Source organism: Burkholderia sp. KJ006 (genome assembly GCF_000262695.1).
GTDB lineage: Bacteria > Pseudomonadota > Gammaproteobacteria > Burkholderiales > Burkholderiaceae > Burkholderia > Burkholderia vietnamiensis.
In genome coordinates this window covers 131,192-154,358 of the sequence record NC_017920.1, presented here as the reverse complement: position 1 = coordinate 154,358, position 23,167 = coordinate 131,192, and the positions used below count along the sequence as shown (strand labels likewise).

Here is a 23,167-nt window from a genome sequence, read left to right as displayed (position 1 = left end):
GCTCCCTCCATCGTCCGGCCCGATATTCACAGCGCCCACTTTCCACCGGCGCACGCGCCCGCACAAGCCGGCCGTCCGGCCAGTCGAAAGCGGCGCGAACGCCCGGCCGTGCTCCGGTGAACGCCCCTCGTTCCGCCCCTTTTCACCGGGCGGGCAACCGGCGTAAGCTGTACGTCCCGCTACCCAGGGAGACGGCAGCCCATGTCGCATTCCAAGGATCTCGAGCCGAGCACCACCACGGGCGCGCGACTGCTCGTCGATGCGTTGCTCGCCAATCACGTCGAACGCGTGTTCTGCGTGCCGGGCGAGAGCTTCCTCGCCGTGCTCGATGCGCTCGCGGACGACACCGCGCGCATCCAGACGGTCGTCTGCCGGCACGAGGCGGCGGCGGCCAACATGGCCGAGGCGGTCGGCAAGCTGACGAGCCGGCCCGGCATCGCGTTCGTCACGCGCGGGCCGGGAGCGACCCACGCGTCGATCGGCGTGCATACGGCGTTCCAGGATTCGACGCCGATGATCCTGTTCGTCGGCCAGTGCGCGCGCGAACACCTCGATCGCGAAGCGTTCCAGGAAATCGACTATCGCCGCATGTTCGGCCAGATGGCGAAGTGGGTCGCGCAGATCGATGACCCGCGCCGCATTCCCGAATATCTGAGCCACGCGTTCCATGTCGCGACCTCGGGCCGCCCAGGGCCCGTCGTGCTCGCGCTGCCGGAAGACGTGTTGTCCGAAGCATGTGCGCCGCAACCGGCCGTGCCGGCCGCGAAACGCATCGCGGCGTCGCCGTCGGCCGCGCAGCTCGACGAATTGCGCGAACGGCTCGCGCGCGCCGAGCGGCCGTTCGTGATCGTCGGCGGCAGCGGCTGGACACCGGACGCCTGCGCGAACCTGCGAACCTTCGTCGAGCGCTGGCAGTTGCCCGTCGCGTGCGCGTTCCGCTTCCAGGACACGTTCGACAACGCGCATCCGAACTACGCGGGCGACGTCGGTCTCGGCATCAATCCCGCGCTCGGCCGGCGCATTCGCGACGCCGACCTGCTCCTCGTACTCGGCCCGCGGCTCGGCGAAGCGACGACGGCCGGCTACACGCTGCTCGACATCCCGAAGACGCACCAGACGCTGATTCACGTCCACCAGGGCGCCGACGAGCTCGGCCGCGTGTATGCGCCCGATCTGCCGATCGTGGCGGGGATGCCCGAGATCGCCGCGCCGCTCGCCGCGCTGGAGCCGCCGCCGCAACGGCCGTGGGCCGGCACGGTCGCCGATGCGCACCGCGCGTACCGCGAATGGCATGCGCCGCTGCCGATGCCCGGCGACGTCCAGCTCGGCGACGTGATGGTGCAGTTGCGCGAGCGTCTGCCGCACGATGCGATCCTGACCAACGGCGCCGGCAATTACGCGATCTGGCTGCATCGCCACTTCGCGTACCGGCATTTTCGGTCGCAGCTCGCGCCCACCAGCGGCGCAATGGGTTATGGACTGCCGGCCGCGCTCGCCGCGAAGTCGCTTTATCCGACGCGCGCGGTCGTCGCGCTCGCCGGCGACGGCTGCTTCATGATGGCCGGCAACGAGCTCGCGACCGCGATGCAGTACGGGCTGAACATCGTCGTGATCGTCGTCAACAACGGCCATTTCGGCACGATCCGCATGCATCAGGAGCGCAACTATCCGGGACGCGTGCACGGCACGGGCCTGACGAACCCCGATTTCGCCGCATATGCGCGCGCGTTCGGCGCGCATGGCGAGACGGTCGCGCACACCGCCGAGTTCGGGCCGGCATTGGAGCGCGCGCTCGGCTGCGGACTGCCGGCGCTGATCGAGATCCGCATCCCGCAGGACGCCAGCACGCCGGCCGCGACGCTCGAGCAGATCCGCGAGCAGGGCCGTCGCGCGCGCGGCGCATGACCGCGACACCGCTTGCGGCGGGCGCCGGCGCGGGCGTCGGCGTCGCACTGTCGCGCGACGCTGCGCTCGCCTACCCCGGCACGCTGCTCGCGCGCGACGGCACGCTGGTCGCACCGTACGATCTCGAGCACGGCAGCGAATGGGCGGCCGAGTACCTGCCGGCCGCACCTGCGCTGGGCCTGCTGCATGCGGCCCAGCGGCCGTTCCGGCTCGACTACGCGCGTACGGCCGACGTGCACGTGATCAACGGGATGGGCGTCGCGCTCGGCGATTCGGTGATCGGGCTGAGCGCGCTCGCGGCGTTGCGCGCGCGCCATCCGCAGCTGCGCTTCACGGTGTACCGGCCGGCCCGCGCGCCGCGCTACGTCGACGCGCTGTATGCGCTCGCAGCCGACGTCGTCGCCGTGCCGCGCACGCTGCCTTGCGCAGCCGATGCTCTGCCCGCGCACACGCGCTGCATCGATCTCGGCAATCACCTGTACTGGCCGGCGTTCGCGCGCGAGCCGATGATCGACTTCTTCCTCGCCGCGCTCGGCGCGGATCCGGCCACGGTGCCGGCCGCCGACAAGCGCAACCGCTGGCTCGCGAAGCTGCCGCTGCCTGCGCTGCCGCCCGCATGGCGGCGGCCCTACGTGCTGTTCTGTCCGACCGCGAGCACCGCGGTACGCAGCGTGCCGCCGGCGCTGCGTGCCGCGTTCGTCGACATGCTCGCGCAGCGTTACCGGATGCCGGTGGCCGGGTTCGGGCCGGTCGCGCATCCCGCATACGTCGACGTGAGCCGCGACGCGGCCGACACCGCGCACTTCATCGCGTGGATCGCCGGTGCGAGCATGCTGTTCGCGCCCGACACGGCCGCACTGCATATCGCGGACGGCTTCGACGTGCCGACGCTCGGCTGTTTCACGACGATCGCCCCCGAACTGCGCGTGCGCGACTATCCGCACTGCGTGCCGGTGGCGGTGAACGTGCCGGCCGAATTGCACGGACTGCACCGCAGCGAGTGGCCGGACGATCTCGCGGCGGTCGAGGCCGCCTACCGGGCGATCGACTGGACGGCGCTGTCTTGGCCGAGTGCGCGGGACGTGGTGGTCGCGGGGGCGGCTGGGAGTACGGCGGGGAGTTAGGGTCGAAGTGCGGCTGGAGGTACGGCTGGAGGTACGGCTGGAGGTACGGCTGGAGGTACGGCTGGAGGTACGGCTGGAGGTACGGCTGGAGGTACGGCTGGAGGTACGGCTGGAGGTACGGCTGGAGGTACGGCTGGAGGTACGGCTGGAAGGTACGGCTGGAGGTACGGCTGGAGGTACGGCTGGAAGGTACGGCTGGAGGTACGGCGGGAACGACAGCCCCAGAGTGCGCCCGATACGAGCGCGGCGGTCACGCCGACGCCCAAGCGCGCCGCCGCATCCCGCGTCGCCCGGTCAGCCGGCCGTCACCATTGCGGCACGATCGCGCAGCGTCTCCGACGGGCGCTTGCCGAACATCCGCCGGTAGTCGGTCGCGAACTGGCTCAGGTGCCAGAAGCCCCACGCGGCCGCGACGTCCTGCACCGAACCGGCCGCGCGCCCGCACAGGTCGCGCCGCGCGCCGTTGAGCCGCAGCGTGCGCAGATAGGTGGCGGGCGCCATCCCGAGCACATCCTGGAAGCAATACTGCAGCGTGCGCCGGCTCACGTGCAGCTGCTCGCACAGCTCCGGCACGCCGACGGGACGAGTACGGTGAGCGAGCACGTACTCGCGCGCCTGCTCGACGATCCAGCGCCGCGTCGACGGCGCACTGCCGACGCCATCGTCGGCCGGCTGCGCGCACGCGTCGAACAGCGCGGCCAGCACGCCGGCCTGCAGGTCGTCGCGCTGCGCATCGGCCAGCGGCCCGCCTGCGGCAGCCGCACCGTCGAGCCGCTGGCCGAGCAGTGCACACAGCCGCGCGAGCCGCGCGTCGCCGACCTGGATCACGCGCTGCGCGAACAGCCGCTCGTCGAGCGCGCGGTGTTCGACTTCCTCCGCGTAACGGCGCAGCACGTCGCCGCGCACGACCACGCCGTAGATCGAAAACTGCGCGGGCGTCAGCAATTCGAATTCGACGTTGCCCGGCCGGAACGCGAGCGCACCGGGCCCAATGCGGCATGCGTCGACCCGCGCGCTGCCGTCGTTCGCGAGCGGGATGCCGAACCAGTATGCGTCGCCGCGCACCTCGCAGGCCTGGCGCAGCAGATGGCTGGTCGATTCGCGAAAGAGCTTCATCGTGTCGAGCGGCAGCTCGGTCAGCGTGCCGACGAAGCGGCCGGCCGCGAGCTGGTCGTAGGTTTGCCGCCAGCCGATCAGGTTGCGCGCCTGTTCGTCGGCGTCGTGCGCGACGCTGACGACCGCCTGGCCGGCGAGCGCGTCGTCGCCCTGCGCGCTGCAGCGCGTGTTCTCGGCCGTCGGCTCGGCCGCGCACTCCACTCGTCGTTCCATCGTGTTCTCCTCTGCTGCCCAGGCGCGCGTGCGTCACGCAAGTCCCGTGCCGAACCGCGCGATCGGGCGAGAAGCCCGTCATTGCGCGGCGCACGGCCGGCGCGCGCAACACGGGCGCACCCGTAGGCGGCGCGCCGCGCACCGGGCGGGTGCGCGATGCGCGGCGGCGGCCATCGATGCCCCTCGGCGGCCGGCTACGTGCCCGGCCGCAAGCGCACGACGCGCGTGCCGCAATTGCCGTACGCCTGCTGGATCGCCAGCTCGACGATCGGGCTGCCGGCGGCCCAAGGCGCCGCGTCGGCGCCGCCGAGGTCGGTGCGCAACGTCGCGCGGCCGTTGATCCGGTAACGGATGCCGCGCACGAAATCGATGAACAGCAGCCCGATGCCGACCGCCTCGTCCGCGCGCATGGCGATCCGGTTGCCGTCGTCATGGAGCGGCAGCACGAAGCGCAGCGTTTTCGTGTCGACCACGCGCACGACGGGCAGCAGATCGCCGTTCGCGTCGCGCTGGCTCTGCACGATATCGCAGGTCGCCGCGCCGTCGGACGTCGCGCCGACGAACATGAACGGCTGCGTCTCGACGAACTGGCGCACGCCGATGCTCAGGCGCGTCGTGACGACCTCGCTCATCCGTTCGGCATCGTCGGCCACGCCGAAGCGTTGATGTGCATCGAGTTCGCCCGCGTGGAACACAGGGTGATGTGGAAAGGAACGCGGCGGTTCGGCCATGCGGGCTCCGGTAGGCGCGTCGTTATGCGGTACGGGCCGCTCGCGCTCGGGCGCTCGGCGGCGTCGTTGCCGTCGCGCTCGGACGCTGCGGCGATACGCGGCCGACGTCGCGTATCGAACGCGAACCCCGAACCACGAGAAGCGGAACAATCAGCAGACGATGAAGCACCGGACACGACGGCCGGCGGCGCATGCAGCGTGCGCCACGGCGGCTTGCTGGCCGCAGACTGCACGGCCGGCCAGCGCCGCACGGCCCTTGCGCGCCGCGCGACGTCGCGTGCGGCGTGGTCCAGCCCCGGCGCCTCACCGCTGCCGCGGCGATCGGAACAACCCGAACGCCTCGACCGGTACCCGGACCAGCAGACACCGCCGCACGGCGCTCACATGCCGCACGACACCACGTGCGGCACGGTCCGGCCCCGGCGCTTCACCCCTGCCCCAGCGATCAGAAGAACCCGAGCGCCTCGGCCTGGTAGCTGACCAGCAGGCACTTCGTCTGCTGATAGTTGGACAGCGCCATCTTGTGCGTCTCGCGACCGATGCCCGACTGCTTGTAGCCGCCGAACGCCGCATGCGCGGGATACAGGTGATAGCAGTTGGTCCACACGCGGCCGGCCTCGATCTCGCGGCCCATCCGGTATGCACGCGTGCCGTTGCGCGTCCACACGCCCGCGCCGAGCCCGAAGAACGTGTCGTTCGCGAGTTCGATCGCTTCCTGCTCGTCCTTGAACGTCATCACCGACGCGACCGGCCCGAAGATCTCTTCCTGGAACACGCGCATCTTGTTGTTGCCGAGCAGCATCGTCGGCTTCACGTAGTAGCCCGCGCCGAGATCGGCTGCCGGCGCCGTGCGTTCGCCGCCCGTCAGGCATTGCGCGCCTTCGCCGCGGCCGATGTCGATGTACGACAGGATCTTGTCGAGCTGCTGCTGCGACGCCTGCGCGCCGATCATCGTCTGCAGGTCGAGCGGATGGCCGGCCTTGATGCGCTCGACACGCGCGACCGCCTTCTCGATGAAGCGCTCGTAGATCGATTCCTGGATCAGGATCCGCGACGGGCACGTGCACACTTCGCCCTGGTTCAGCGCGAACATCGCGAGGCCTTCGAGCGTCTTGTCGAGGAACGCGTCGTCCTGGTCGAGCACGTCGGCGAAGAAGATGTTCGGGCTCTTGCCGCCCAGTTCGACGGTCGAAGGAATCAGGCTCTCGGCGGCGGCGCGCAGGATGTGCTTGCCGACCGGCGTCGAACCGGTGAACGCGATCTTCGCGATGCGCTTGCTGGTCGCGAGCGCCTCACCGGCTTCCTTGCCGAAGCCGTTGACGATGTTGATCGTGCCGGCCGGGAACAGGTCGCCGATCAGCTCCATCAGCACCAGCACCGATGCAGGCGTCTGCTCGGCGGGCTTCATCACCACGCAGCAGCCGGCTGCGAGCGCCGGCGCGAGCTTCCAGGCGGCCATCAGCAGCGGGAAGTTCCACGGGATGATCTGGCCGACCACGCCGAGCGGCTCATGGAAGTGGTATGCGACGGTGTTGTCGTCGATCTCGGAAATGCCGCCTTCCTGCGCGCGGATGCAGCCGGCGAAGTAGCGGAAGTGGTCGACCGCGAGCGGCAGGTCGGCGGCCATCGTCTCACGCAGCGGCTTGCCGTTGTCGATCGTCTCGGCCACGGCCAGCAGCTTCAGGTTCTTCTCCATCCGGTCGGCGGCGGCGAGCAGCAGGTTCGCACGCTCGGTGACGGACGTCTTGGCCCACTTGCGGCGCGCGGCGTGTGCGGCATCGAGTGCGGCCTCGATGTCCTCCGCGCCCGAGCGCGGCACGCGGCAGAACGGCTTGCCGTTGATCGGCGACACGTTCTCGAAATAGTCGCCCTTCACCGGCGGAACCCACTTGCCGCCGATGTAGTTGTCGTACTGCTGACGATACGGATATTCGACGTCGAGGCCCAGTTGTTTCAGGTCAAACGGGTTCATACATGTCTCCTGTTCATCGTGCTTGTGTGAATGCAGCGCCGGTTGGATCGCGCTGCACGGATTACGCAACATGCGTGCCAAAGCGGGCCGACAAGCAAACCGGAGCGATGCGTGCGGCCGTCCGCCGCGCGCAGTCGCTGCACGCATCGCGCAAGTGTGTCGATTCTGAACAATGCGATGGCACAGCCGCGGCGCGGGTGTTCGGATTTTCCACAGCGCAGCCGCGCCGCCGCATCGGTGTGTGACAGTCGGCGCGTGGCATGTGGCTTGCGTACGGCTCGGTGTTTCGTACGCCCAGACGCGACCACCGAACCATGACCGATGCGGCCCCTCTCAGCGACGATGCCGTCGCCTTCATCCAGGAACAGGCGTTCCTGATCGTCGCGACCGCGAACGCGGCCGGCGACGCCGATTGCTCGTATCGCGGCCGTCAGCCGCGCGCCGACGGCTCGTTCGCGCCGCTGGTCCATGTGGCCGATCGCAGGACGCTGGTGCTGCCCGACTTCGCGGGCAACAACCTGTTCAACACGATCGGCAACCTGCTCGTGAACCCGTCGATCGCGTTGCTGTTCGTCGATTTCGTGCGGCAGACGACGTGGCTCGTGCAGGGGCGCGCGACCGTCGACGAAGATGCCGGAAGCCACGCGCAGCTGTGGCCCGATGCGCGGCGCTACGTGGTCGTCGCGGTGGAGCGCGCGCAGGCACGCGCGGATGCGCGGCTGCCACCGCTGGTGCTGGCGTGACGCGGCGTGGGGCGGGCGTCGTGTCTTCGGATCGGTAGGACTACGCGGCGTTGCGCGCCGCACGCCGCGCCGCCGCATCGCCACGCGCGCGGCTGCCGTCGTCGGCGCCCGTCGTCGCATCCGGCGCCGGCCGCGCGCCGAGAAACGCGAACACCACACCCGCGCACAGCACCGTCACCACCGCGAGCGCGAGCAGCAACCGGTCGAACGCGTGCAAATAACTCGCCAACAGCGTCGCGCGATCGACGCCCGGCAACACGGCCGCCGCGCCGGCGAGATCGCCGGTCGCGAGCCGCGCGGCCGCGCGCAGCGCCGCATCGGATGCGCCAGACGCGCCGCCCGCCGGCACGCGCCGCAGATCGGCGTGCGCAAGCGTCGCCAGCACCGCGCCGGCGATCGCGAGCGCGATGCCCTCGCCCGCCACGCGCGTCGTGCTGAAGATCCCCGTCGCCATCCCCGCGCGCTCCTTCGGCACGACGCTGACCGACAGCCCGTCCATCAACCCCCACGGCATCCCCGCGCCGATGCCGATCGCGAGCATCGGCCCAATCGCGGCCGGCCCGGCGCCGCCGCGCAGCGCCACATCGAGCCACACCAGGCCGGCCGCCGCGAGCAGCAGACCGAGCCCCGAGATCACGCCGGCCGACAGCCAGCGCGTGAGCGTCGCCGCGACCAGCGGCACGATGAGCATCGGCGCGGAGATCGCGAGCATCAGCCAGCCTGCGTCGATTTCGCTGAAGCCGTCGATGCCGATGAAGCGCAGCGGCAGCACGACCAGCAGCACGATGTAGCAGCAGCAGGTCGACACCGGCAGCACCTGCACGCCGACGAAGCGCGGAATCCGGAACAGCGACAGGTCGAGCATCGGCCGCGCGACGCGCGTCTCGATCGCGACGAACGCGCACGCGCCGAGCGCCGCGCCGGCCAGCAGCACGACGACGAGCGGGTCCGTCCAGCCGCGCGCGGGCGCCTCGATCACGCCGAACGTGAACAGCGTCAGCGCGCCGGTGAACGCGACGGTGCCGGGCCAGTCGAGCCCCGTCGCATGCGGGTCGCGCGACTCGTGCATGCGCGGCAGCCCGAGCGCCAGCGACAGGACGCCCGCCGCCGCGCCGGTGACGAAGATCGCGCGCCAGCCGTGATGCGCGATCAGCCAGCCCGCGAGCACCGGCCCGAACGCGAGGCCGACGCCGAACGTGGTGCCGAGCAGGCTGAACGCGCGCGTGCGGGCCGCGCCGTCGAACTCCTGCGCGAGCGCGGCCGTGCCGCCCGAGAGCGCCGCGGCCGCCGCGAGCCCCTGCGCGGCGCGCAGCAGGTCGATCGCGAGCATCGACGGCGCGAACGCGAGCGCGACCGACATCAGCGTGAAGCCGCCGACGCCGATCGCGAACACGCGCTTGCGGCCGAACTGGTCGGCCAGCGCGCCCGCCGCCATCAGGCAGCTGCCGAACGCGAGCATGAACGCGTTGGTGATCCAGTTCATCGCGACGGGGCCGCCATGCAGGTCGCGGCCGATCGCCGGCGTCGCGACCGCGCCGCCCGAAAACGACAGCGGCAACGCGACGGCCGCCATGCACACGGCCGCCAGCACCCACGCGCGCCGGTGTGCCGCGCCGGTCGAACCGGCTGAAAACGGGTGATCCATCATCGCTCCTCGAAATGGCCGCGCGCGGATGCGCGTCGATAGCGATCGAAGATAAATCGGATTGAATCCGCGAAAAACCGTGCAAGGCTCCGTATATATCGGACTAGAATTCCGCAATTCACGATCAACCGCAGCTCGCTCGACCTCGATGGAAAACCTCAATGGCATCGCCGCGTTCGTCCGCGCCGCCGAAGCGCTGAGCTTCGTCGCGGCCGGCCGCGCGCTGGGCATTTCGGCGTCGGCCGTCGGCAAGACGATCGCGCGGCTCGAGCAGTCGCTCGGCGTACGCCTGTTCAACCGCACGACGCGGCGCGTCACGCTGACCGACGAAGGGCGCCATTTCTACGAGCGCTGCCAGCGCATCCTGGAAGATCTTCGCGACGCGGAAGCGACCGTCACGGCGTCCGCGCAGCGCCCGCGCGGCAGGCTGCGCGTGAGCCTGCCCGTGATCGGCTACCGGTTCCTGCTGCCGGTGCTGCCGGCGTTCCGCGAGCGTTATCCGGAAGTGGAGCTCGACCTGGATTTCAACGACCGGATGGTCGACGTCGTCGAAGGCGGCTTCGACGCGGTGATCCGCAGCGGCCCGCTGTCGGATTCGAGCCTGATGTCGCGGCGGCTCGGCCCGTTCGCGTTCGTGCTGTGCGCCACGCCCGCGTATCTCGCGCGGGCCGGCACGCCGCGCGTACCGCACGATCTCGACACGCACGATTGCGTGCGCTACTGCTTTCCGACCACCGGCAAGCTGCAGGACTGGGCGCTGGCGGCCGACGACGGCACACCGCTGAAGCTGCGCACCGCGATGACCTGCAACAACATGGAAGCGCTGCGCGGCGCGGTGATGGCCGGCCTCGGCATCGGCTACATGCCCGACTTCCTCGCGCGCGACGCGCTCGACGCCGGCACGCTCGTCACCGTGCTCGACGACTACCGGATCGCACCGGGACAGTTCTCGATCGTGTGGCCGTCGAGCCGGCAGCTGTCGCCGAAGCTGCGCGTGTTCGTCGACTTCCTGTGCGAGCGGCTGTTCAGGTAGCCGAACCGCGCGCCCGCATCGGCCGCCGCGCCGCGCGCCATCGACGGCTCACCGTCACGCGGCGCCGATCCGCTCGGCCTGTTGCGGCGGCAACAGCGCGTCGCTGTCGTCCTTGAGCCCGACCCCCGTGAGCCGCAGCCGGCGCGCCTCGGTCATCAGGTAGTGCAGCTTGTGCGCCGCCGCCGCATGCGGCAGGCCTTCGGGCCGCACGTTCGAGATGCAGTTGCGCTGCGCGTCGTGGCAGCCGACCTTCGGCGCCCACGTCAGGTACACGCCGAGGCTGTCCGGCGAGCTGAGCCCCGGCCGCTCGCCGATCAGCATCGCGACGGCCCGCGCGCGCAGCAGCTCGCCGATCTCGTCGCCGAGCGCGACGCGCGCCTGCGTCGCCACCACCACCGGGCCGAGCCGCCAGCCGTCCGCGTGCAGCCGCGGGCACACGGCCTGCAGCAGCGGCAGCGCCTGCTTCGCGGCCGCGAACGCGGACAGCCCGTCGCCGACCACGAACACCACATCGGGCGCATCGTCGAGCATCGCACCGTAGCCGGCCAGCAGCGCGCGTCCGTCGTCCGACAGCTTGCGGCCGAGATCGGGACGGCGCAGGTAATGCTGGCGATCGACGGCGGCGCTCTGCACGCCGAGCGTCGCGAAGCCGGCCGTGTCGAGCTCGCGGCGCAGCGCCTCCGAATCGAGCGGCTGATGCACGGCGTCGCGCGCCTGCGCGTGCGACAGGTTGAACGCGAGCAGCGGCGCGGTCGGCAGGCTGCTGCCCGCGCGGCCGAGCGCGATTCGCGCGTTCGTGAACGCCTTCAGCTGCGCCCACGGATTCTTCTCGACGGCGTCGCTCATGCGGAAATCCCCATCCAGTCGTTCGCGCCCGCGAGCAGCGGCACGCGTGCGTTCGCCGCGCGCAGCGCGCCGTGCGCGTCGGCGATCTCCATCGTCTCGAGCCACTCCTCGAACTCCGGCGCGCGGCGCAGGCCGAGCACCTCGCGCACGTACAACTGATCGTGAAACGACGTGCTCTGGTAGTTCAGCATCACGTCGTCCGCGCCGGGAATCCCCATGATGAAGTTGATGCCGGCCGCGCCGAGCAGCGTCAGCAGCGTGTCCATGTCGTCCTGGTCGGCTTCCGCGTGGTTCGTGTAGCAGATGTCGCAGCCCATCGGCACGCCGAGCAGCTTGCCGCAGAAGTGATCCTCGAGGCCCGCGCGGATGATCTGCTTGCCGTCGTACAGGTATTCCGGGCCGATGAAGCCGACCACCGTGTTCACCAGGAACGGATCGAACTTGCGCGCGACCGCATACGCGCGCACTTCGCAGGTCTGCTGGTCGACGCCGAAATGCGCGTTCGCCGACAGCGCGCTGCCCTGGCCCGTCTCGAAGTACATCACGTTGTTGCCGACGGTGCCGCGCGCGAGCGACAACGCGGCGGCGCGCGCCTCGCCGAGCAGCGCGAGCGAGATCCCGAAGCTCGCGTTCGCCTTCTCGGTGCCCGCGATCGACTGGAACACGAGGTCGACCGGCGCGCCCTTGTCGATCGCCGCGATCGTGTTGGTCACGTGCGTGAGCACGCAAGACTGCGTCGGCACGCCGTAGCGCTCGCGGAAGCCGTCGATCATCGCGAGCAGCTTGACGATCGCCGCGAGGCTGTCGGTTGCGGGGTTGATGCCGATCATCGCGTCGCCGCAGCCGTACATCAGCCCGTCGAGCATCGACGCGGCGATGCCCTTCACGTCGTCGGTCGGATGATTCGGCTGCAGCCGCACCGACATCCGGCCGGGCAGCCCGACCGTGTTGCGAAAGCGCGTGACGACGCGGCGCTTTCTCGCCGCCGCGATCAGATCCTGATTGCGCATCAGCTTCGACACGGCCGCGACCATCTCCGGCGTGAGCCCCGGTGCGATGCGTTCGAGCGCGGCGCCGTCGGCCGCCGGCGACAGCAGCCAGTTGCGGAAATCGCCGACGGTCAGATGCGAGATTTCCGCGAAGGCCTGCGCGTCGTGATCGTCGACGATCAGGCGCGTGACTTCGTCCTGTTCGTACGGGATCACCGCCTCGTTCAGGAACGCCTTCAGCGGCACGCTCGCGAGCGCGATCTTCGCGGCCACGCGCTCTTCCTCGCTCGCCGCCGCGACGCCGGCGAGCTGGTCGCCCGAGCGCAGCGGGCTCGCCTTCGCGAGCAGCGTTTTCAGGTCCGCGAACCGGTACGTGCGCGGGCCGATCGTCTCCGTATAGGACATCGTTCGAATCTCCTTGCCAGTGCTTGCGCTGCCTGCCGGGTTTGCCGGGCTCGCCGTGCGTGCACCGCCTGCACGGCTTGCCTTGCTGCCCTGCTTTCCCTGCCTTCCTTCCCACCTCTTCCGCCTGCCGAACGCCGACGGCGCGCCCGTTCCATCGGGCGCGCCGCAGGCCGTCATGCGCCGCCGTTCGGGCGTGCCAACGTCATTCCTCGAGCAGCACGTCGGCCGGCGCGCTCGCGCGCTGCGACCGGGTCGCGATGAAGTAAGCGTAGCCGACCGCCAGGAACGCGATGAACACCATCGCCACCAGCCCGTTGAAGTAGACCATGGTTCCGAGGCACACGAGGGCCGCCACGATCGCGAACGCCGGGAACAACGGGTACATCGGCGCACGGAACGGCCGCGCCATGTTCGGTTGCGAGCGGCGCAGCTTGAACAGCGCCGCCATGCTGACGATATACATCACGATCGCGCCGAACACCGACATCGTCACGATGTTCGCGGTGAGCGTCTGGCCGCCGAACTGGATCAGCTCGTCGCTGTAGATCGCGGCGATCCCGACCACGCCGCCCGCGAGGATCGCGCGATGCGGGGTCTTGAAGCGCGGATGCACCTTGCCGAGCCATTCGGGCAGATAGCCTTCGCGGGCCAGCGCGAAGATCTGGCGCGAATAGCCGAGGATGATCCCGTGGAACGACGCGACCAGCCCGAACAGCCCGAGCCACACCAGCATGTGCATCCAGCCGCTGTTCGCGCCGACGATGTACTTCATCGCCTGCGGCAGCGGATCGTTGATGTTCGCGAGCTTGGTCCAGTCGCCCGCGCCGCCGGCGAACACCATCACGCCGATCGCGAGGACCACGAGCGTCAGGATGCCGGCCACGTAGGCGATCGGGATCGAGCGCTTCGGGTTCTTCGCTTCCTCGGCGGCCATCGCGACACCTTCGATCGCGAGGAAGAACCAGATCGCGAACGGAATCGCGGCGAACATGCCGTGGAACGCGCCCATGCTGAAGTGATCGGCACCGGCCCAGCCGCCCTTCATGAAGTTGCTCCACGCGAAGCCCGGCGACACGACGCCCATGAACACCAGCAGCTCGAAGATCGCGAACAGCGTGACGACCAGCTCGAACGTCGCGGCGATCTGCACGCCGACGATGTTCAGCGCCATGAACACGAGATACGCGCCCATCGCCGCGTGCTTCGGCTCGAGCCCAGGGAACTGCACGTGCAGGTATGCGCCGATCGCCAGCGCGATGGCGGGCGGCGCGAACACGAATTCGACGAGCGTCGCGGCGCCGGCGAGATAGCCGCCGGTCGGGCCGAATGCGCGGCGCGCATACGCGAACGGGCCGCCCGCGTGCGGGATCGACGTGGTCAGCTCGGTGAAGCTGAAGATGAAGGTGGTGTACATCGCCGCGACGAACAGCGCGGTGATGACGAAGCCCAGCGTGCCGGCGCTCGCCCAGCCGTAGCTCCAGCCGAAGTACTCGCCGGAGATCACGAGGCCGACCGCGATGCCCCACAGTTGCCAGGTGCCGAGCGTTTGCTGCAGCGCGGGCTGGCCGGACGACTTGGCGCCGGCTGCGGGCCGGCCATTCGACTCTGCTTTCATCGGATTCTCCTGAAGGGCGCCGGCCTGCCTGCCCGCGCGACTGAGAATCGATGCTAGAGAGTCATAAAACGACGTGTTATCGAAATTCGGCAAAGATGGCGGCTGACGTTTCGCTGACGGAAACGCCGGGCGCGTGGTGCGGGACGTTATGCAGGCGCGCTGGGCGCGCGCGGAGCGCGCCGGAGCGGGGTGTGGTGGCTCGGGCGGTGTGGACGCCTCGCGCGGTGTGGGTGGCTCGCGCGGCGTTGGTAGTCCGCGCGGCATGAGAGGCTCACACGGCGTTGGTGGTCCACGCGGTGGGGGTGGCTCGCGCGGCGTGGGTAGTCCGCGCGGCGTGAGTGGCTCGCGCGGCGTGGGTAGTCCGCGCGGCGTGAGTGACTCACGCGGCGCGGACGCCCCGTGCGGCGTTACTGACCGCCGCCGCGCTGGTTGAACCAGCGGTCGAGCAGCTTGCCGGCCGCTTCGCGGCCGCCGAGACCGAACGACAGCGCGACCGCGACCGCGACCGCGCCGAGCACGAGGCCGAACGCGAGCTGCACGATCTCGTTGGCGATGCCCATCGCGCGCAGCCCCATCGCGAACACGAGGCCGAGGATCGCGAACTGCGCGATCCGTGCGAACAATACGCTGTGCTCACGGTCGGCCTGCTCGATCACGCGCCGTGCAAGCCCGGCGAGCCACACGCCGATCACGAGGATCACGCCGCCCATCAGCACGTGACCACCGAATTCGATGAACAGCGTGACGACGTCGCGCACCTGCGTGAAGCCGAGCCGGTTGGCCGCCTCGACCGCCGCGAACAGCATCGCGAAGAACACGATCAGCCGTGCGACGAGCACCGACGGCTGCAGCATCCCGGAGAACACGCGCTCGACGCCGAGCACGGCCGGCAGCCCGTCGGCGCCGGCGGCTTCCAGCAGCTTCTGCGTGAGCGACGCGACGAAGCGCGCGAAATAGAACGTCACCACCACGATCACGATCGCCGCGACGATGTCGGGCACCGCGCCGAGGAACTGGTTCAGCATGTTGGTCGCAGGGATCGAGATCGCCTCGATCTTCAGCGCATCGAGCGCGGAGATCAGCGTCGGCACGAACACGAACACGTAGACGATCGTGCCGATCAGGCTCGACACGCGCACCGGCGTCGGGCTGTCGAGGCGCGCGGTGAGGCGGTCGGCGCCGGCCGCGACCAGCAGGTTCGTCACGAGGCCGCGCAGCACGCGCGCGACGATCCAGCCGACGAAGCCGATCATCGCCGCCGCGAACAGGTTCGGCACGATCGCGAGCAGCTTGTCGACCATTCCCTGCACCGGCGCCAGCAGTCCGGACAACGCGAACGACCCGAGAATCGCGGGCAGGAACATCAGGATGACGAGCCAGAACAGCACGTCGCCGAGATAGCCGCTCATCGGCTGCATGCCCGCGCTTTCGGCCAGCGCGGTGTCGACCTTGCTCGCCTTCAGTGCGCGGTTCGCGAGGCTGCGCAGCAGCGACGCGATGAGCCACGCGATCAGCGTCAGCGCCGCGCCGCCGATCAGGTTCGGCAGGTAGTCGACGATGTGCGTGACGAGCAGCGAGAACGGATTGGACACCGCGTACAGATTGAGCACGTTGAAGATGCCGACCGCGGTGACGAGCAGCACGAGCCAGAACAGCCCGGCGGCGATGATCCGCTCGACGCACGCGCCCTGACCGGTGCTTTCGCTGATCCGCCGGTCGACGTTCAGCGCGTTCAGCAGCCGGAGCGCGCCGGCCCGCACGGCCACGGCGATCAGCCAGCCGATCAGCAACAGGCCGATCGCGCCGGCTATCTTGGGCAGGTAGCCGCCCAGCGTGGTCTGCAGCGACGTGATGAAGCTGGAAGCATCCATTTCTTCTTCTCCCGAAAACGTGGCGTTGCGATTGAACGTCGACGAACTACCTGCGTACTTCGAAAACCGTGCGTTACCGTCCGGCGAACTTACCCGAGAAAAATGACGCGTTGATCCGATTTCACCCTCTTTAACTTTAGTCGGTGATCGGAGGGGTGAACCCCGATTCGTACAAATTAAAAGGGGGCGATTCGGGGGCGGACGATGGCTGGGAGAGGGGGCTGGCGATGACGTGGGGCGAACGCGGGTCCGGGGTATCGGGATGTCTGGGCCGGGAGGGAAGCCGGTCGATGCGGTCGCGGAGGGGTGCGGGGGTGGGTCTGTCGGTCTGCCGGTCTGCCGGTCTGCCGGTCTGTCGGTCTGTCGGTCTGTCGGTCTGTCGGTCTGTCGGTCTGTCGGTCTGTCGGCAACGATACCCGTGCTTGCGCGTCTAGCCGGCCTGCGTCCCGCAGTTCGGACAAAAGCGCGCGTCGGCGGCGAGTGCTGCCTGGCAACGGCCGCACGCGCGGCCACGCTGCGATACGCCGCACTGCGCGCAGAATCGCGCGGCCGGCGCGTTGAGCGCACCGCAGCCCGCGCATACGAGTTGGCGCAACGACAAGTCGGCGCCGGGCACGCCCCGGCCGCCGGTCGGCGGCTGCCGGCCCCAGTCATGGCGATCGCGATCGCGGCCGTGCGCGTCGTGCGCGTCGTACAGTTCGCGGCCTCGCTCGCCGTGATGGCCGCCGCCATGGCCGCTCTGCGGTCCGCTGCCGTGCCCGCCGCCGTGTGAGCCGTGTGAGCCGTGTGAGCCGTGTGAGCCGTGTGAGCCGCCGTGCCCGCCCCCGTGCCGACCACCCCACCCGCCAAACACCCGTTTCAGCAACCCCATCGCCCGCTCCTCAGCGCTGCGTGCGCGCGGCGTCGAACACGCCGGCCTTCGACAGCAGCCGCAACCCGTTGCCCACGACGATCAGGCTCGCGCCGGCGTCCGCGAACACGGCCATCCACATCGTGCCGAGCCCGGCGATCGTGAGACCGAGGAACACAATCTTCACGCCGAGCGCGAAGCCGATGTTCTGCACCAGCACGCGGTGCGTCGCCCGCGACAGCCGCACGAACGCGGGGATCTTGCGCAGGTCGTCGTCCATCAACGCGACGTCGGCCGTCTCGATCGCCGTGTCGGTGCCCATCGCGCCCATCGCGAAGCCGATATCGGCGCGCGCGAGCGCCGGCGCGTCGTTGATGCCGTCGCCGACCATCCCGACCGCGCCCGCGCCGCGCGCCGACAGCTCCTCGACCGCCGCGAGCTTGTCTTCGGGCAGCTGGTTGCCGCGCGCATCGTCGATGCCGGCCTGTTGCGCGATCGCCTGCGCGGTGTGCGGGTTGTCGCCCGTCAGCATCGCGGTGCGGATGCCGAGCGCATGCAGATCGGCGATCGCAGCGCGGCTCGTCTCCTTGATCGTGTCGGCCACCGCGAAGATGCCGAGCACGCGCGCCTCGTCGATCAGCATCACGACGCTCTTGCCCTGCCGCTCGAGCACGTCGAGCTTCGCTTCGAGCGCCGGCGAGCAGCGTTCGAGCTCCTCGACGAGCCGGTGATTGCCGAGCCAGTAGCGCGCACCGCCGATCGTGCCGCGCACGCCGCGCCCGGCGAGCGCCTCGAAGTCCGTCACCTCGTCGAACGCAGCCGCGCTCGCATCGCGGGCGGCCGCGGCGATCGCCTGCGACACCGGGTGATCGGAGCGCGCCGCGAGGCTCGCGCCGAGCCGGCGCACCTGCGCGGCGTCGGCGTGCTCGGCATGCAGGTCGAAGTCGGTCTGCACCGGCTTGCCGTGCGTGATCGTGCCGGTCTTGTCGAGCGCGAGCCACGACAGCGTGCGGCCCTGTTCCAGATACACGCCGCCTTTCACGAGGATCCCGCGTCGCGCCGCGGCCGCGAGCCCCGACACGATCGTGACGGGCGTCGAGATCACCAGTGCGCACGGGCATGCGATCACGAGCAGCACCAGCGCGCGGTAGATCCAGTCGTGCCACGCGTCGCCGATGACGAGCGGCGGGACGACGGCCACCAGCAGCGCGATCGCAAACACGATCGGCGTGTAGACGCGCGCGAAGCGGTCGACGAAGCGCTGCGTCGGCGCCTTCGCGCCCTGCGCCTGCTCGACCGCATGGATGATCCGTGCGAGCGTCGAGTTCGATGCGGCCGCCGTCACACGATAGTCGAACGAACCCGATTCGTTGATCGTGCCGGCGTACACCGCGTCGCCGGTCGTCTTGTCGACGGGCAGGCTCTCGCCGGTGATCGGCGCCTGGTTCACCGTCGAGCGCCCGGCAACGACCTCGCCGTCGAGGCCGATCCGCTCGCCCGGCTTCACGCGCACGATCGCGCCCGGCGCAATCTGCGCGGCGTCGAGCGTGCGCCACGTGCCGTCGGCGTCCTGCACGGTCGCGGTGTCCGGTGCGAGCTGCATCAGCCCCTGGATCGCGTTGCGCGCCCGGTCGAGCGACTTCGCCTCGATCAGTTCGGCGATCGTGAACAGCACCATCACCATCGCCGCTTCCGGCCACTGGCCGATCGCCATCGCGCCCGTCACCGCGATGCTCATCAGCGCGTTGATGTTCAGGTTGCCGTTGCGGATCGCGATCCAGCCCTTCCTGTAGGTGGTCAGCCCGCACGCGAGGACGGCGGCGATCGCCAGCGCTGCCGACAGCCAAACCGGCAGGCCGGCCCAGTTCACCGCCTCCGACGCGACCGCGGCGACGCCGGCGAGCGCGAGCGGCCACCAGGACTTCGCACGCGGCGCGTCGACGGGCGCGGCGGGCGTGTCCGCCGATGCAGCCTCGGGCGTCATCCCGAGCGTGCGGATCGCGCTTTCGATCGCCGGCTGCGCGCCGGGCACGTGGTCGACGGTCAGCATCCGCTGCATCAGGTTGAACTCCAGCGCCGACACCTGCTGCATCGCGCCGAGCTTCTTGCGGATCAGCGTCTCCTCGGTCGGGCAATCCATCTGCATGATCCGGAACGCGGAGCGCACGTGGCCCGATGCGGTCGCCCGTGCAGCGGGCAGCGGCGCGAGCGTCGGCGCGGGCGGCGCGCAGCAGCAGCCGGCCGCATGGTCGTGGTCGTGGTCGTGGTCGTGGTCGTGGTCGTGCTCGTGCTCGTGCTCGTGCTCGTGCTCGTGCTCGTGCTCGTGCTCGTGCTCGTGCTCGTGCTCGTGCTCGTGCTCGTGAGCATGCTCGTGGGCGTGGCCCTGCGAACAAGCCGCCCCATGCACGTGCCCATCCCCCCGCGCCCCGCCCGCAGCAGCGACGCCGTGATCGTGCTGCGCGCCGTGCGCGCGCGAATCGGCGTGCTCATGACCATCGGCCTCCGGACGTACGCCGCGCGCCGCCGCATCGCCGTGTGCGTGCTCGCCGCCCGCCGGCGCCGCGTCGCCGGCGCAGCACGCCTGCGTGTCGCGCGCGTCGGCGCAGCAGGTCGCGGCGCCGTCGGCATGGCGGTGTCGTGGGTCGGGGGTACGCTGGGCGTCGGTCATGAAGACCTCCTCTATGGCTGGACGAGGTAGAGTTAACACCCTGAAGTCGCTACAAGGTCAACCCTTACAACGGAGAAAGCCATGAAGATCGGCGAACTGGCCAAAGCGGCCCGCTGCACGCCCGAAACGATCCGCTTCTACGAGCGGGAGGGGCTGATGCCGGATGCGGAGCGCACCGATTCGAACTACCGCAACTACACCGACGTGCACGTCGAACGGCTGCGCTTCATCCGCAACTGCCGCGCGCTCGACATGGCGCACGACGAAATCCGCGCGCTGCTGCAACTCACCGACACGCCGGCCGATCCGTGCGATTCGGTCAATGCACTGCTCGACGAACATATCGGCCACGTCGACGCGCGCCTCGCCGAACTCACGCATCTGCGCGACCAGCTGATCGAACTGCGCCGCCAGTGCGTCGGCGAACATTCGGTCGAGGACTGCGGGATCGTCCACGGTCTGACGACCATGGAGACGGTCGCGCCGCCCGCAAAACGCTCGCACCTCGGCTGAAGCCCTTGTCGGATCCGATAGTTTGCCCAATACTAGTCATGTCATGACTAGATATAGATGAACTACCCATGCCGGTCAGCCGCCCGTCACCGCTCGCCCTCGCCGTGCTGGCGACCCTCACCGAAACACCGATGCATCCGTACGGGATGCTGCAGCAGCTGAAAGCGCGCGGCTATGACGAAGTCGTCAACGTGCGGCAGCGCACGAGCCTTTACCAGATGATCGACCGGCTGTTGCGCGACGGGCTGATCGCCGTGCACGACACCGAGCGTGACGGCGCGTTTCCCGAACGCACGCTGTACAAGCTGACGGAAGCCGGCCACAAGGCGGGACAGGCCTGGCTGCATGCGCTGCTCGCCGAACCGGCGCGCGAATTCACCGCGTTCGGCGCCGGCCTCGCGTTCCTGCCGCTGCTCGATGCCGACGATGCGCGCCGCCAGCTGGAGCGCCGCATCGACGCGCTCGAGGCCGAACGCGAGCGCCTTGATGCGCTGCGCAACGCCGCGCAAGGCGATCAGGTGCCGCGCCTGTTCCTGCTGCAGAACGAACACGCGCTCGTGATGCTCAACGCGGAGCTCGACTGGACGCGCAGCGTCGTCGAACACCTGAAGATCGGCGCGCTGCGCTGGGTCGACGCCTGACGCGCGCCCGCCCCGCCTGCACCCGTCAAAGCACCTTGCCGGGATTGAGCACGCCGGCGGGATCGAGCGCGGCCTTCAGGCGCCGCATCAGCGCGATCTCGGCTTCACTGCGCGTGTGCGCGAGATAGCGGCGCTTGAGCACGCCGATGCCGTGCTCCGCCGACACCGAGCCGCCCATGTCGCGTACGACCGCGTAGACGCAATCGTCGATCGCCTCGGCATCCGCGTCGCGCCGGCCGGCGAGCGATACGCCGACATGCACGTTGCCGTCGCCGACATGGCCGAAGAACAGACACACGATGTCCGGCCAGCGCCCGCGCAACGCCGCTTCGCAGCGTACGGCGAACGCGCCGAGCTCACTGGTCGGCAGGCTCACGTCGAAGTTCATCAGGTGCGGCAGCGCATCGATCGCGAGGCCTTCGCGCAGCGTCCACACGTCGCGCGCCTGCCGCGCCGAGGTCGCGAGCACGGCATCGTCGACGAGGCCCGCGTCGAGCGCGTCCGCGAGCGCGGCTTCCAGCGCCGCGCGCGCATCGCCGCCCGGCGCGCTGGTCGCGCACTCGATCAGCACCGCGAAGCCGCCGTCGCCCGCCAACGGCGCGACGACGCCGGGCGTATGACGCGCGACGTAGTCGTAAAAGGCCGGCCACATCGCTTCGAAACTGACGAGCTCCGGCAGCGCGCGCAGGCGGTTCCACAGCTCGACGACGGCATCGTAGCCCTGCACGCGGCACAACGCGGTAGCCGGCTCGGCCAGCTTCGGATGCAGCCGCAGCACGGCGCGCGTGACGACGCCGAGCGTGCCCTCGCTGCCGATGAACAGCTGCTTCAGGTCGTAACCGGCGTTGTTCTTCAGCATCCGGTTCATCGACGACACGACGGTGCCGTCCGCCAGCACGGCCTCCAGCCCGAGCACCTGCTCGCGCATCATCCCGTAGCGGATCGCGCGCGTGCCGCCCGCGTTGGTCGCGAGCATGCCGCCGATCTGGCACGACCCGCGCGCGCCGAGATCGACGCCGAACGTGAAGCCCGCCGCGTCCGCCGCCTCCTGCACGGTCTGCAGCGGCGTGCCGGCGCGCACCGTCATCGTGCCGGCCGCCGCGTCGATCGCCTCGACGCCGGCGAAGCGCTCCATCGACAGCACGATCTCGCCGCCCAGCGCGACCGCGCCGCGCGCGAGCCCGGTGAGGCCGCCCTGCGGCACGACCGGCTGCGCGAGGCGCGTGCACAGCGCAAGCGTGCGCGACACCTCGTCGACGCTGCGCGGCCGCACCAGCGCGCGCGGGCGCACGCCGGCCGGCTCGTTGTACGCGGTGAAGTAGCGCGGCTCGATGTCGGCCGAGCGCGTGACGAGGCCATCATCCAGCGCATCGCCCAGCGCGGCGGCGAGCGCCGTGGCGAGCGCGTCGTCCGCCTGCGGCGGCACGCCAGGGCCGTCCGGCACGCCGGCCGCGGGCAGGCTCTGCATCGTCCGCACCGCTTACTTGGCGGAGATATCGACGTCGCCGAAGTACTTCCGGCCGAGCGTCTTCACGGTGCCGTCGGCCTTCAGCTGCTCGATTGCCGCATCGAGCTTGGTCTTCAGCGCGTCGTCGCCCTTGCGCAGCCCGAACGCGATCCCGCTGCCGAGGATCCGGTCGTCGCGCACCGGCTGGCCGACGAACGCGAAACCCTTGCCGTCCGGGCGCGACAGGAAACCGCGCTGGCCGGCCGGCGCGAGCACCAGCGTCGCGTCGAGGCGGCCCGCGACGAGATCCGCGTACGCCTGGTTCTGGTCCTGATACGCGACGACCGACACGCCGGCCGGCTCCCAGTGCGCCTTCGCATAGGTTTCCTGGATCGACGCCTGCAGCACGCCGACACGCTTGCCCTTCAGCGCGTCGGGCGTCGGCAGCAGGCCGCTGCCGGTGCGCGCGATCAGCTGCGTCGGCACGCGATAGATGATCGTCGTGAAATCGATCGCCTGACGCCGTTGCTCGGTCGCGTTCATCGCCGAATTGATCGCGTCGAACTTGCGTCCCTTCAGCGCCGGGATCAACCCGTCGAACGATGTCTCCACCCACTTGCACGTGAGTTTCGCGCGCTCGCACACCGTGTTGCCGACGTCGATGTCGAAGCCCTGCAGGTCGCCGTTCGGCGCCTTCGATTCGAACGGCGGGTACTGCGCCTCGAGGCCGAAGCGCAGCGTCTGTGCGTCGGCGAGCGCGGCGCCCGCGCCGAGCGCACATGCGATTGCGAACGCGAACTTGAGGATGGGGACATGCTTCATCGTGATCTCCTGGCTGGT

18 protein-coding genes are annotated in these 23,167 nt (G+C 70.0%); 6 read left to right on the top strand and 12 right to left on the bottom strand.

Annotated elements, in window-relative coordinates:
- The first annotated feature begins 201 nt into the window (after positions 1 to 201).
- The gene (locus tag MYA_RS00640; RefSeq protein ID WP_014722199.1) at positions 202 to 1,905 is read left to right on the top strand and encodes a thiamine pyrophosphate-binding protein; all 1,704 of its coding nucleotides are present in this window, start codon (positions 202 to 204) and stop codon (positions 1,903 to 1,905) included.
- A complete protein-coding gene (locus MYA_RS00635; protein ID WP_014722198.1) occupies positions 1,902 to 3,029 on the top strand; it encodes an ADP-heptose--LPS heptosyltransferase in 1,128 nt (375 codons plus the stop codon). Before MYA_RS00640 ends, MYA_RS00635 begins: the two co-directional genes overlap by 4 nt.
- A gap of 294 nt (positions 3,030 to 3,323) precedes the next feature.
- Here MYA_RS00635 and MYA_RS00630 read toward each other — a convergent pair whose 3' ends face one another.
- The 3 genes from MYA_RS00630 to exaC all read right to left on the bottom strand — a co-directional run bounded on the left by MYA_RS00630 (position 3,324) and on the right by exaC (position 7,061).
- Positions 3,324 to 4,358, bottom strand: a complete 1,035-nt coding sequence (locus tag MYA_RS00630; RefSeq protein ID WP_011882843.1) for a helix-turn-helix domain-containing protein — start codon at positions 4,356 to 4,358, stop codon at positions 3,324 to 3,326.
- A 194-nt stretch (positions 4,359 to 4,552) separates the two neighbouring features.
- Positions 4,553 to 5,089 carry a hypothetical protein gene (locus MYA_RS00625; RefSeq protein WP_014722196.1) on the bottom strand — a complete coding sequence of 179 codons (537 nt, stop codon included), beginning with the start codon at positions 5,087 to 5,089 and terminating at the stop codon, positions 4,553 to 4,555.
- A 445-nt stretch (positions 5,090 to 5,534) separates the two neighbouring features.
- On the bottom strand, positions 5,535 to 7,061 hold the full coding sequence (gene exaC, locus MYA_RS00620; RefSeq protein WP_011882841.1) for an acetaldehyde dehydrogenase ExaC: 1,527 nt from the start codon (positions 7,059 to 7,061) through the stop codon (positions 5,535 to 5,537).
- A 314-nt stretch (positions 7,062 to 7,375) separates the two neighbouring features.
- Between exaC and MYA_RS00615 the strand changes: the two genes are divergently transcribed.
- Entirely contained in the window at positions 7,376 to 7,804 is a 429-nt protein-coding gene (locus MYA_RS00615) for a pyridoxamine 5'-phosphate oxidase family protein (protein ID WP_014722195.1), read from the top strand.
- 40 nt (positions 7,805 to 7,844) lie between these two features.
- On the opposite strand, the gene MYA_RS00610 is transcribed toward MYA_RS00615, so the two are convergent.
- Positions 7,845 to 9,449 (bottom strand): MFS transporter, encoded by a 1,605-nt coding sequence (locus MYA_RS00610; RefSeq protein WP_014722194.1) that lies wholly within the window; start codon positions 9,447 to 9,449, stop codon positions 7,845 to 7,847.
- A gap of 148 nt (positions 9,450 to 9,597) precedes the next feature.
- Between MYA_RS00610 and MYA_RS00605 the strand changes: the two genes are divergently transcribed.
- The gene (locus MYA_RS00605; RefSeq protein ID WP_014722193.1) at positions 9,598 to 10,482 is read left to right on the top strand and encodes a LysR family transcriptional regulator; all 885 of its coding nucleotides are present in this window, start codon (positions 9,598 to 9,600) and stop codon (positions 10,480 to 10,482) included.
- 54 nt (positions 10,483 to 10,536) lie between these two features.
- Here the strand turns inward: MYA_RS00605 and eutC are convergent, their stop codons facing one another.
- The 6 genes from eutC to MYA_RS00580 form a co-directional block, all read right to left on the bottom strand.
- The gene (gene eutC / locus MYA_RS00600; RefSeq protein WP_011882837.1) at positions 10,537 to 11,328 is read right to left on the bottom strand and encodes an ethanolamine ammonia-lyase subunit EutC; all 792 of its coding nucleotides are present in this window, start codon (positions 11,326 to 11,328) and stop codon (positions 10,537 to 10,539) included.
- A complete protein-coding gene (locus tag MYA_RS00595) occupies positions 11,325 to 12,722 on the bottom strand; it encodes an ethanolamine ammonia-lyase subunit EutB (RefSeq protein WP_011882836.1) in 1,398 nt (465 codons plus the stop codon). Before MYA_RS00595 ends, eutC begins: the two co-directional genes overlap by 4 nt.
- A 202-nt stretch (positions 12,723 to 12,924) precedes the next feature.
- Positions 12,925 to 14,337 carry an ethanolamine permease gene (gene eat, locus MYA_RS00590; protein WP_014722192.1) on the bottom strand — a complete coding sequence of 471 codons (1,413 nt, stop codon included), beginning with the start codon at positions 14,335 to 14,337 and terminating at the stop codon, positions 12,925 to 12,927.
- 407 nt (positions 14,338 to 14,744) lie between these two features.
- Entirely contained in the window at positions 14,745 to 16,208 is a 1,464-nt protein-coding gene (locus MYA_RS00585) for a mechanosensitive ion channel (protein ID WP_014722191.1), read from the bottom strand.
- A 430-nt stretch (positions 16,209 to 16,638) separates the two neighbouring features.
- On the bottom strand, positions 16,639 to 17,079 hold the full coding sequence (locus MYA_RS29095; protein WP_081062943.1) for a zinc ribbon domain-containing protein: 441 nt from the start codon (positions 17,077 to 17,079) through the stop codon (positions 16,639 to 16,641).
- A 10-nt stretch (positions 17,080 to 17,089) separates the two neighbouring features.
- On the bottom strand, positions 17,090 to 19,726 hold the full coding sequence (locus MYA_RS00580; protein ID WP_041493720.1) for a heavy metal translocating P-type ATPase: 2,637 nt from the start codon (positions 19,724 to 19,726) through the stop codon (positions 17,090 to 17,092).
- Positions 19,727 to 19,807: 81 nt separating this feature from the next.
- Between MYA_RS00580 and cadR the strand changes: the two genes are divergently transcribed.
- Together cadR and MYA_RS00570 are read left to right on the top strand one after the other, a co-directional pair.
- Positions 19,808 to 20,239, top strand: a complete 432-nt coding sequence (gene cadR, locus MYA_RS00575; RefSeq protein ID WP_011882831.1) for a Cd(II)/Pb(II)-responsive transcriptional regulator — start codon at positions 19,808 to 19,810, stop codon at positions 20,237 to 20,239.
- Positions 20,240 to 20,307: 68 nt separating this feature from the next.
- Positions 20,308 to 20,880, top strand: a complete 573-nt coding sequence (locus MYA_RS00570; protein ID WP_011882830.1) for a PadR family transcriptional regulator — start codon at positions 20,308 to 20,310, stop codon at positions 20,878 to 20,880.
- Between the two features lie 25 nt (positions 20,881 to 20,905).
- On the opposite strand, the gene MYA_RS00565 is transcribed toward MYA_RS00570, so the two are convergent.
- The gene (locus tag MYA_RS00565; RefSeq protein ID WP_014722184.1) at positions 20,906 to 22,348 is read right to left on the bottom strand and encodes an FAD-binding oxidoreductase; all 1,443 of its coding nucleotides are present in this window, start codon (positions 22,346 to 22,348) and stop codon (positions 20,906 to 20,908) included.
- Positions 22,349 to 22,360: 12 nt separating this feature from the next.
- A complete protein-coding gene (locus MYA_RS00560) occupies positions 22,361 to 23,149 on the bottom strand; it encodes an ABC transporter substrate-binding protein (RefSeq protein WP_014722183.1) in 789 nt (262 codons plus the stop codon).
- Positions 23,150 to 23,167: the final 18 nt, after the last annotated feature.

Coding starts and splice junctions, on each gene's coding strand:
- MYA_RS00640 (WP_014722199.1), top strand. CDS start 202: ATGTCGCATTCCAAGGATCTCGAGCCGAGCACCACCACGGGCGCGCGA.
- MYA_RS00635 (WP_014722198.1), top strand. CDS start 1,902: ATGACCGCGACACCGCTTGCGGCGGGCGCCGGCGCGGGCGTCGGCGTC.
- MYA_RS00630 (WP_011882843.1), bottom strand. CDS start 4,358: ATGGAACGACGAGTGGAGTGCGCGGCCGAGCCGACGGCCGAGAACACG.
- MYA_RS00625 (WP_014722196.1), bottom strand. CDS start 5,089: ATGGCCGAACCGCCGCGTTCCTTTCCACATCACCCTGTGTTCCACGCG.
- exaC (WP_011882841.1), bottom strand. CDS start 7,061: ATGAACCCGTTTGACCTGAAACAACTGGGCCTCGACGTCGAATATCCG.
- MYA_RS00615 (WP_014722195.1), top strand. CDS start 7,376: ATGACCGATGCGGCCCCTCTCAGCGACGATGCCGTCGCCTTCATCCAG.
- MYA_RS00610 (WP_014722194.1), bottom strand. CDS start 9,449: ATGGATCACCCGTTTTCAGCCGGTTCGACCGGCGCGGCACACCGGCGC.
- MYA_RS00605 (WP_014722193.1), top strand. CDS start 9,598: ATGGAAAACCTCAATGGCATCGCCGCGTTCGTCCGCGCCGCCGAAGCG.
- eutC (WP_011882837.1), bottom strand. CDS start 11,328: ATGAGCGACGCCGTCGAGAAGAATCCGTGGGCGCAGCTGAAGGCGTTC.
- MYA_RS00595 (WP_011882836.1), bottom strand. CDS start 12,722: ATGTCCTATACGGAGACGATCGGCCCGCGCACGTACCGGTTCGCGGAC.
- eat (WP_014722192.1), bottom strand. CDS start 14,337: ATGAAAGCAGAGTCGAATGGCCGGCCCGCAGCCGGCGCCAAGTCGTCC.
- MYA_RS00585 (WP_014722191.1), bottom strand. CDS start 16,208: ATGGATGCTTCCAGCTTCATCACGTCGCTGCAGACCACGCTGGGCGGC.
- MYA_RS29095 (WP_081062943.1), bottom strand. CDS start 17,079: ATGGGGTTGCTGAAACGGGTGTTTGGCGGGTGGGGTGGTCGGCACGGG.
- MYA_RS00580 (WP_041493720.1), bottom strand. CDS start 19,726: ATGACCGACGCCCAGCGTACCCCCGACCCACGACACCGCCATGCCGAC.
- cadR (WP_011882831.1), top strand. CDS start 19,808: ATGAAGATCGGCGAACTGGCCAAAGCGGCCCGCTGCACGCCCGAAACG.
- MYA_RS00570 (WP_011882830.1), top strand. CDS start 20,308: ATGCCGGTCAGCCGCCCGTCACCGCTCGCCCTCGCCGTGCTGGCGACC.
- MYA_RS00565 (WP_014722184.1), bottom strand. CDS start 22,348: ATGCAGAGCCTGCCCGCGGCCGGCGTGCCGGACGGCCCTGGCGTGCCG.
- MYA_RS00560 (WP_014722183.1), bottom strand. CDS start 23,149: ATGAAGCATGTCCCCATCCTCAAGTTCGCGTTCGCAATCGCATGTGCG.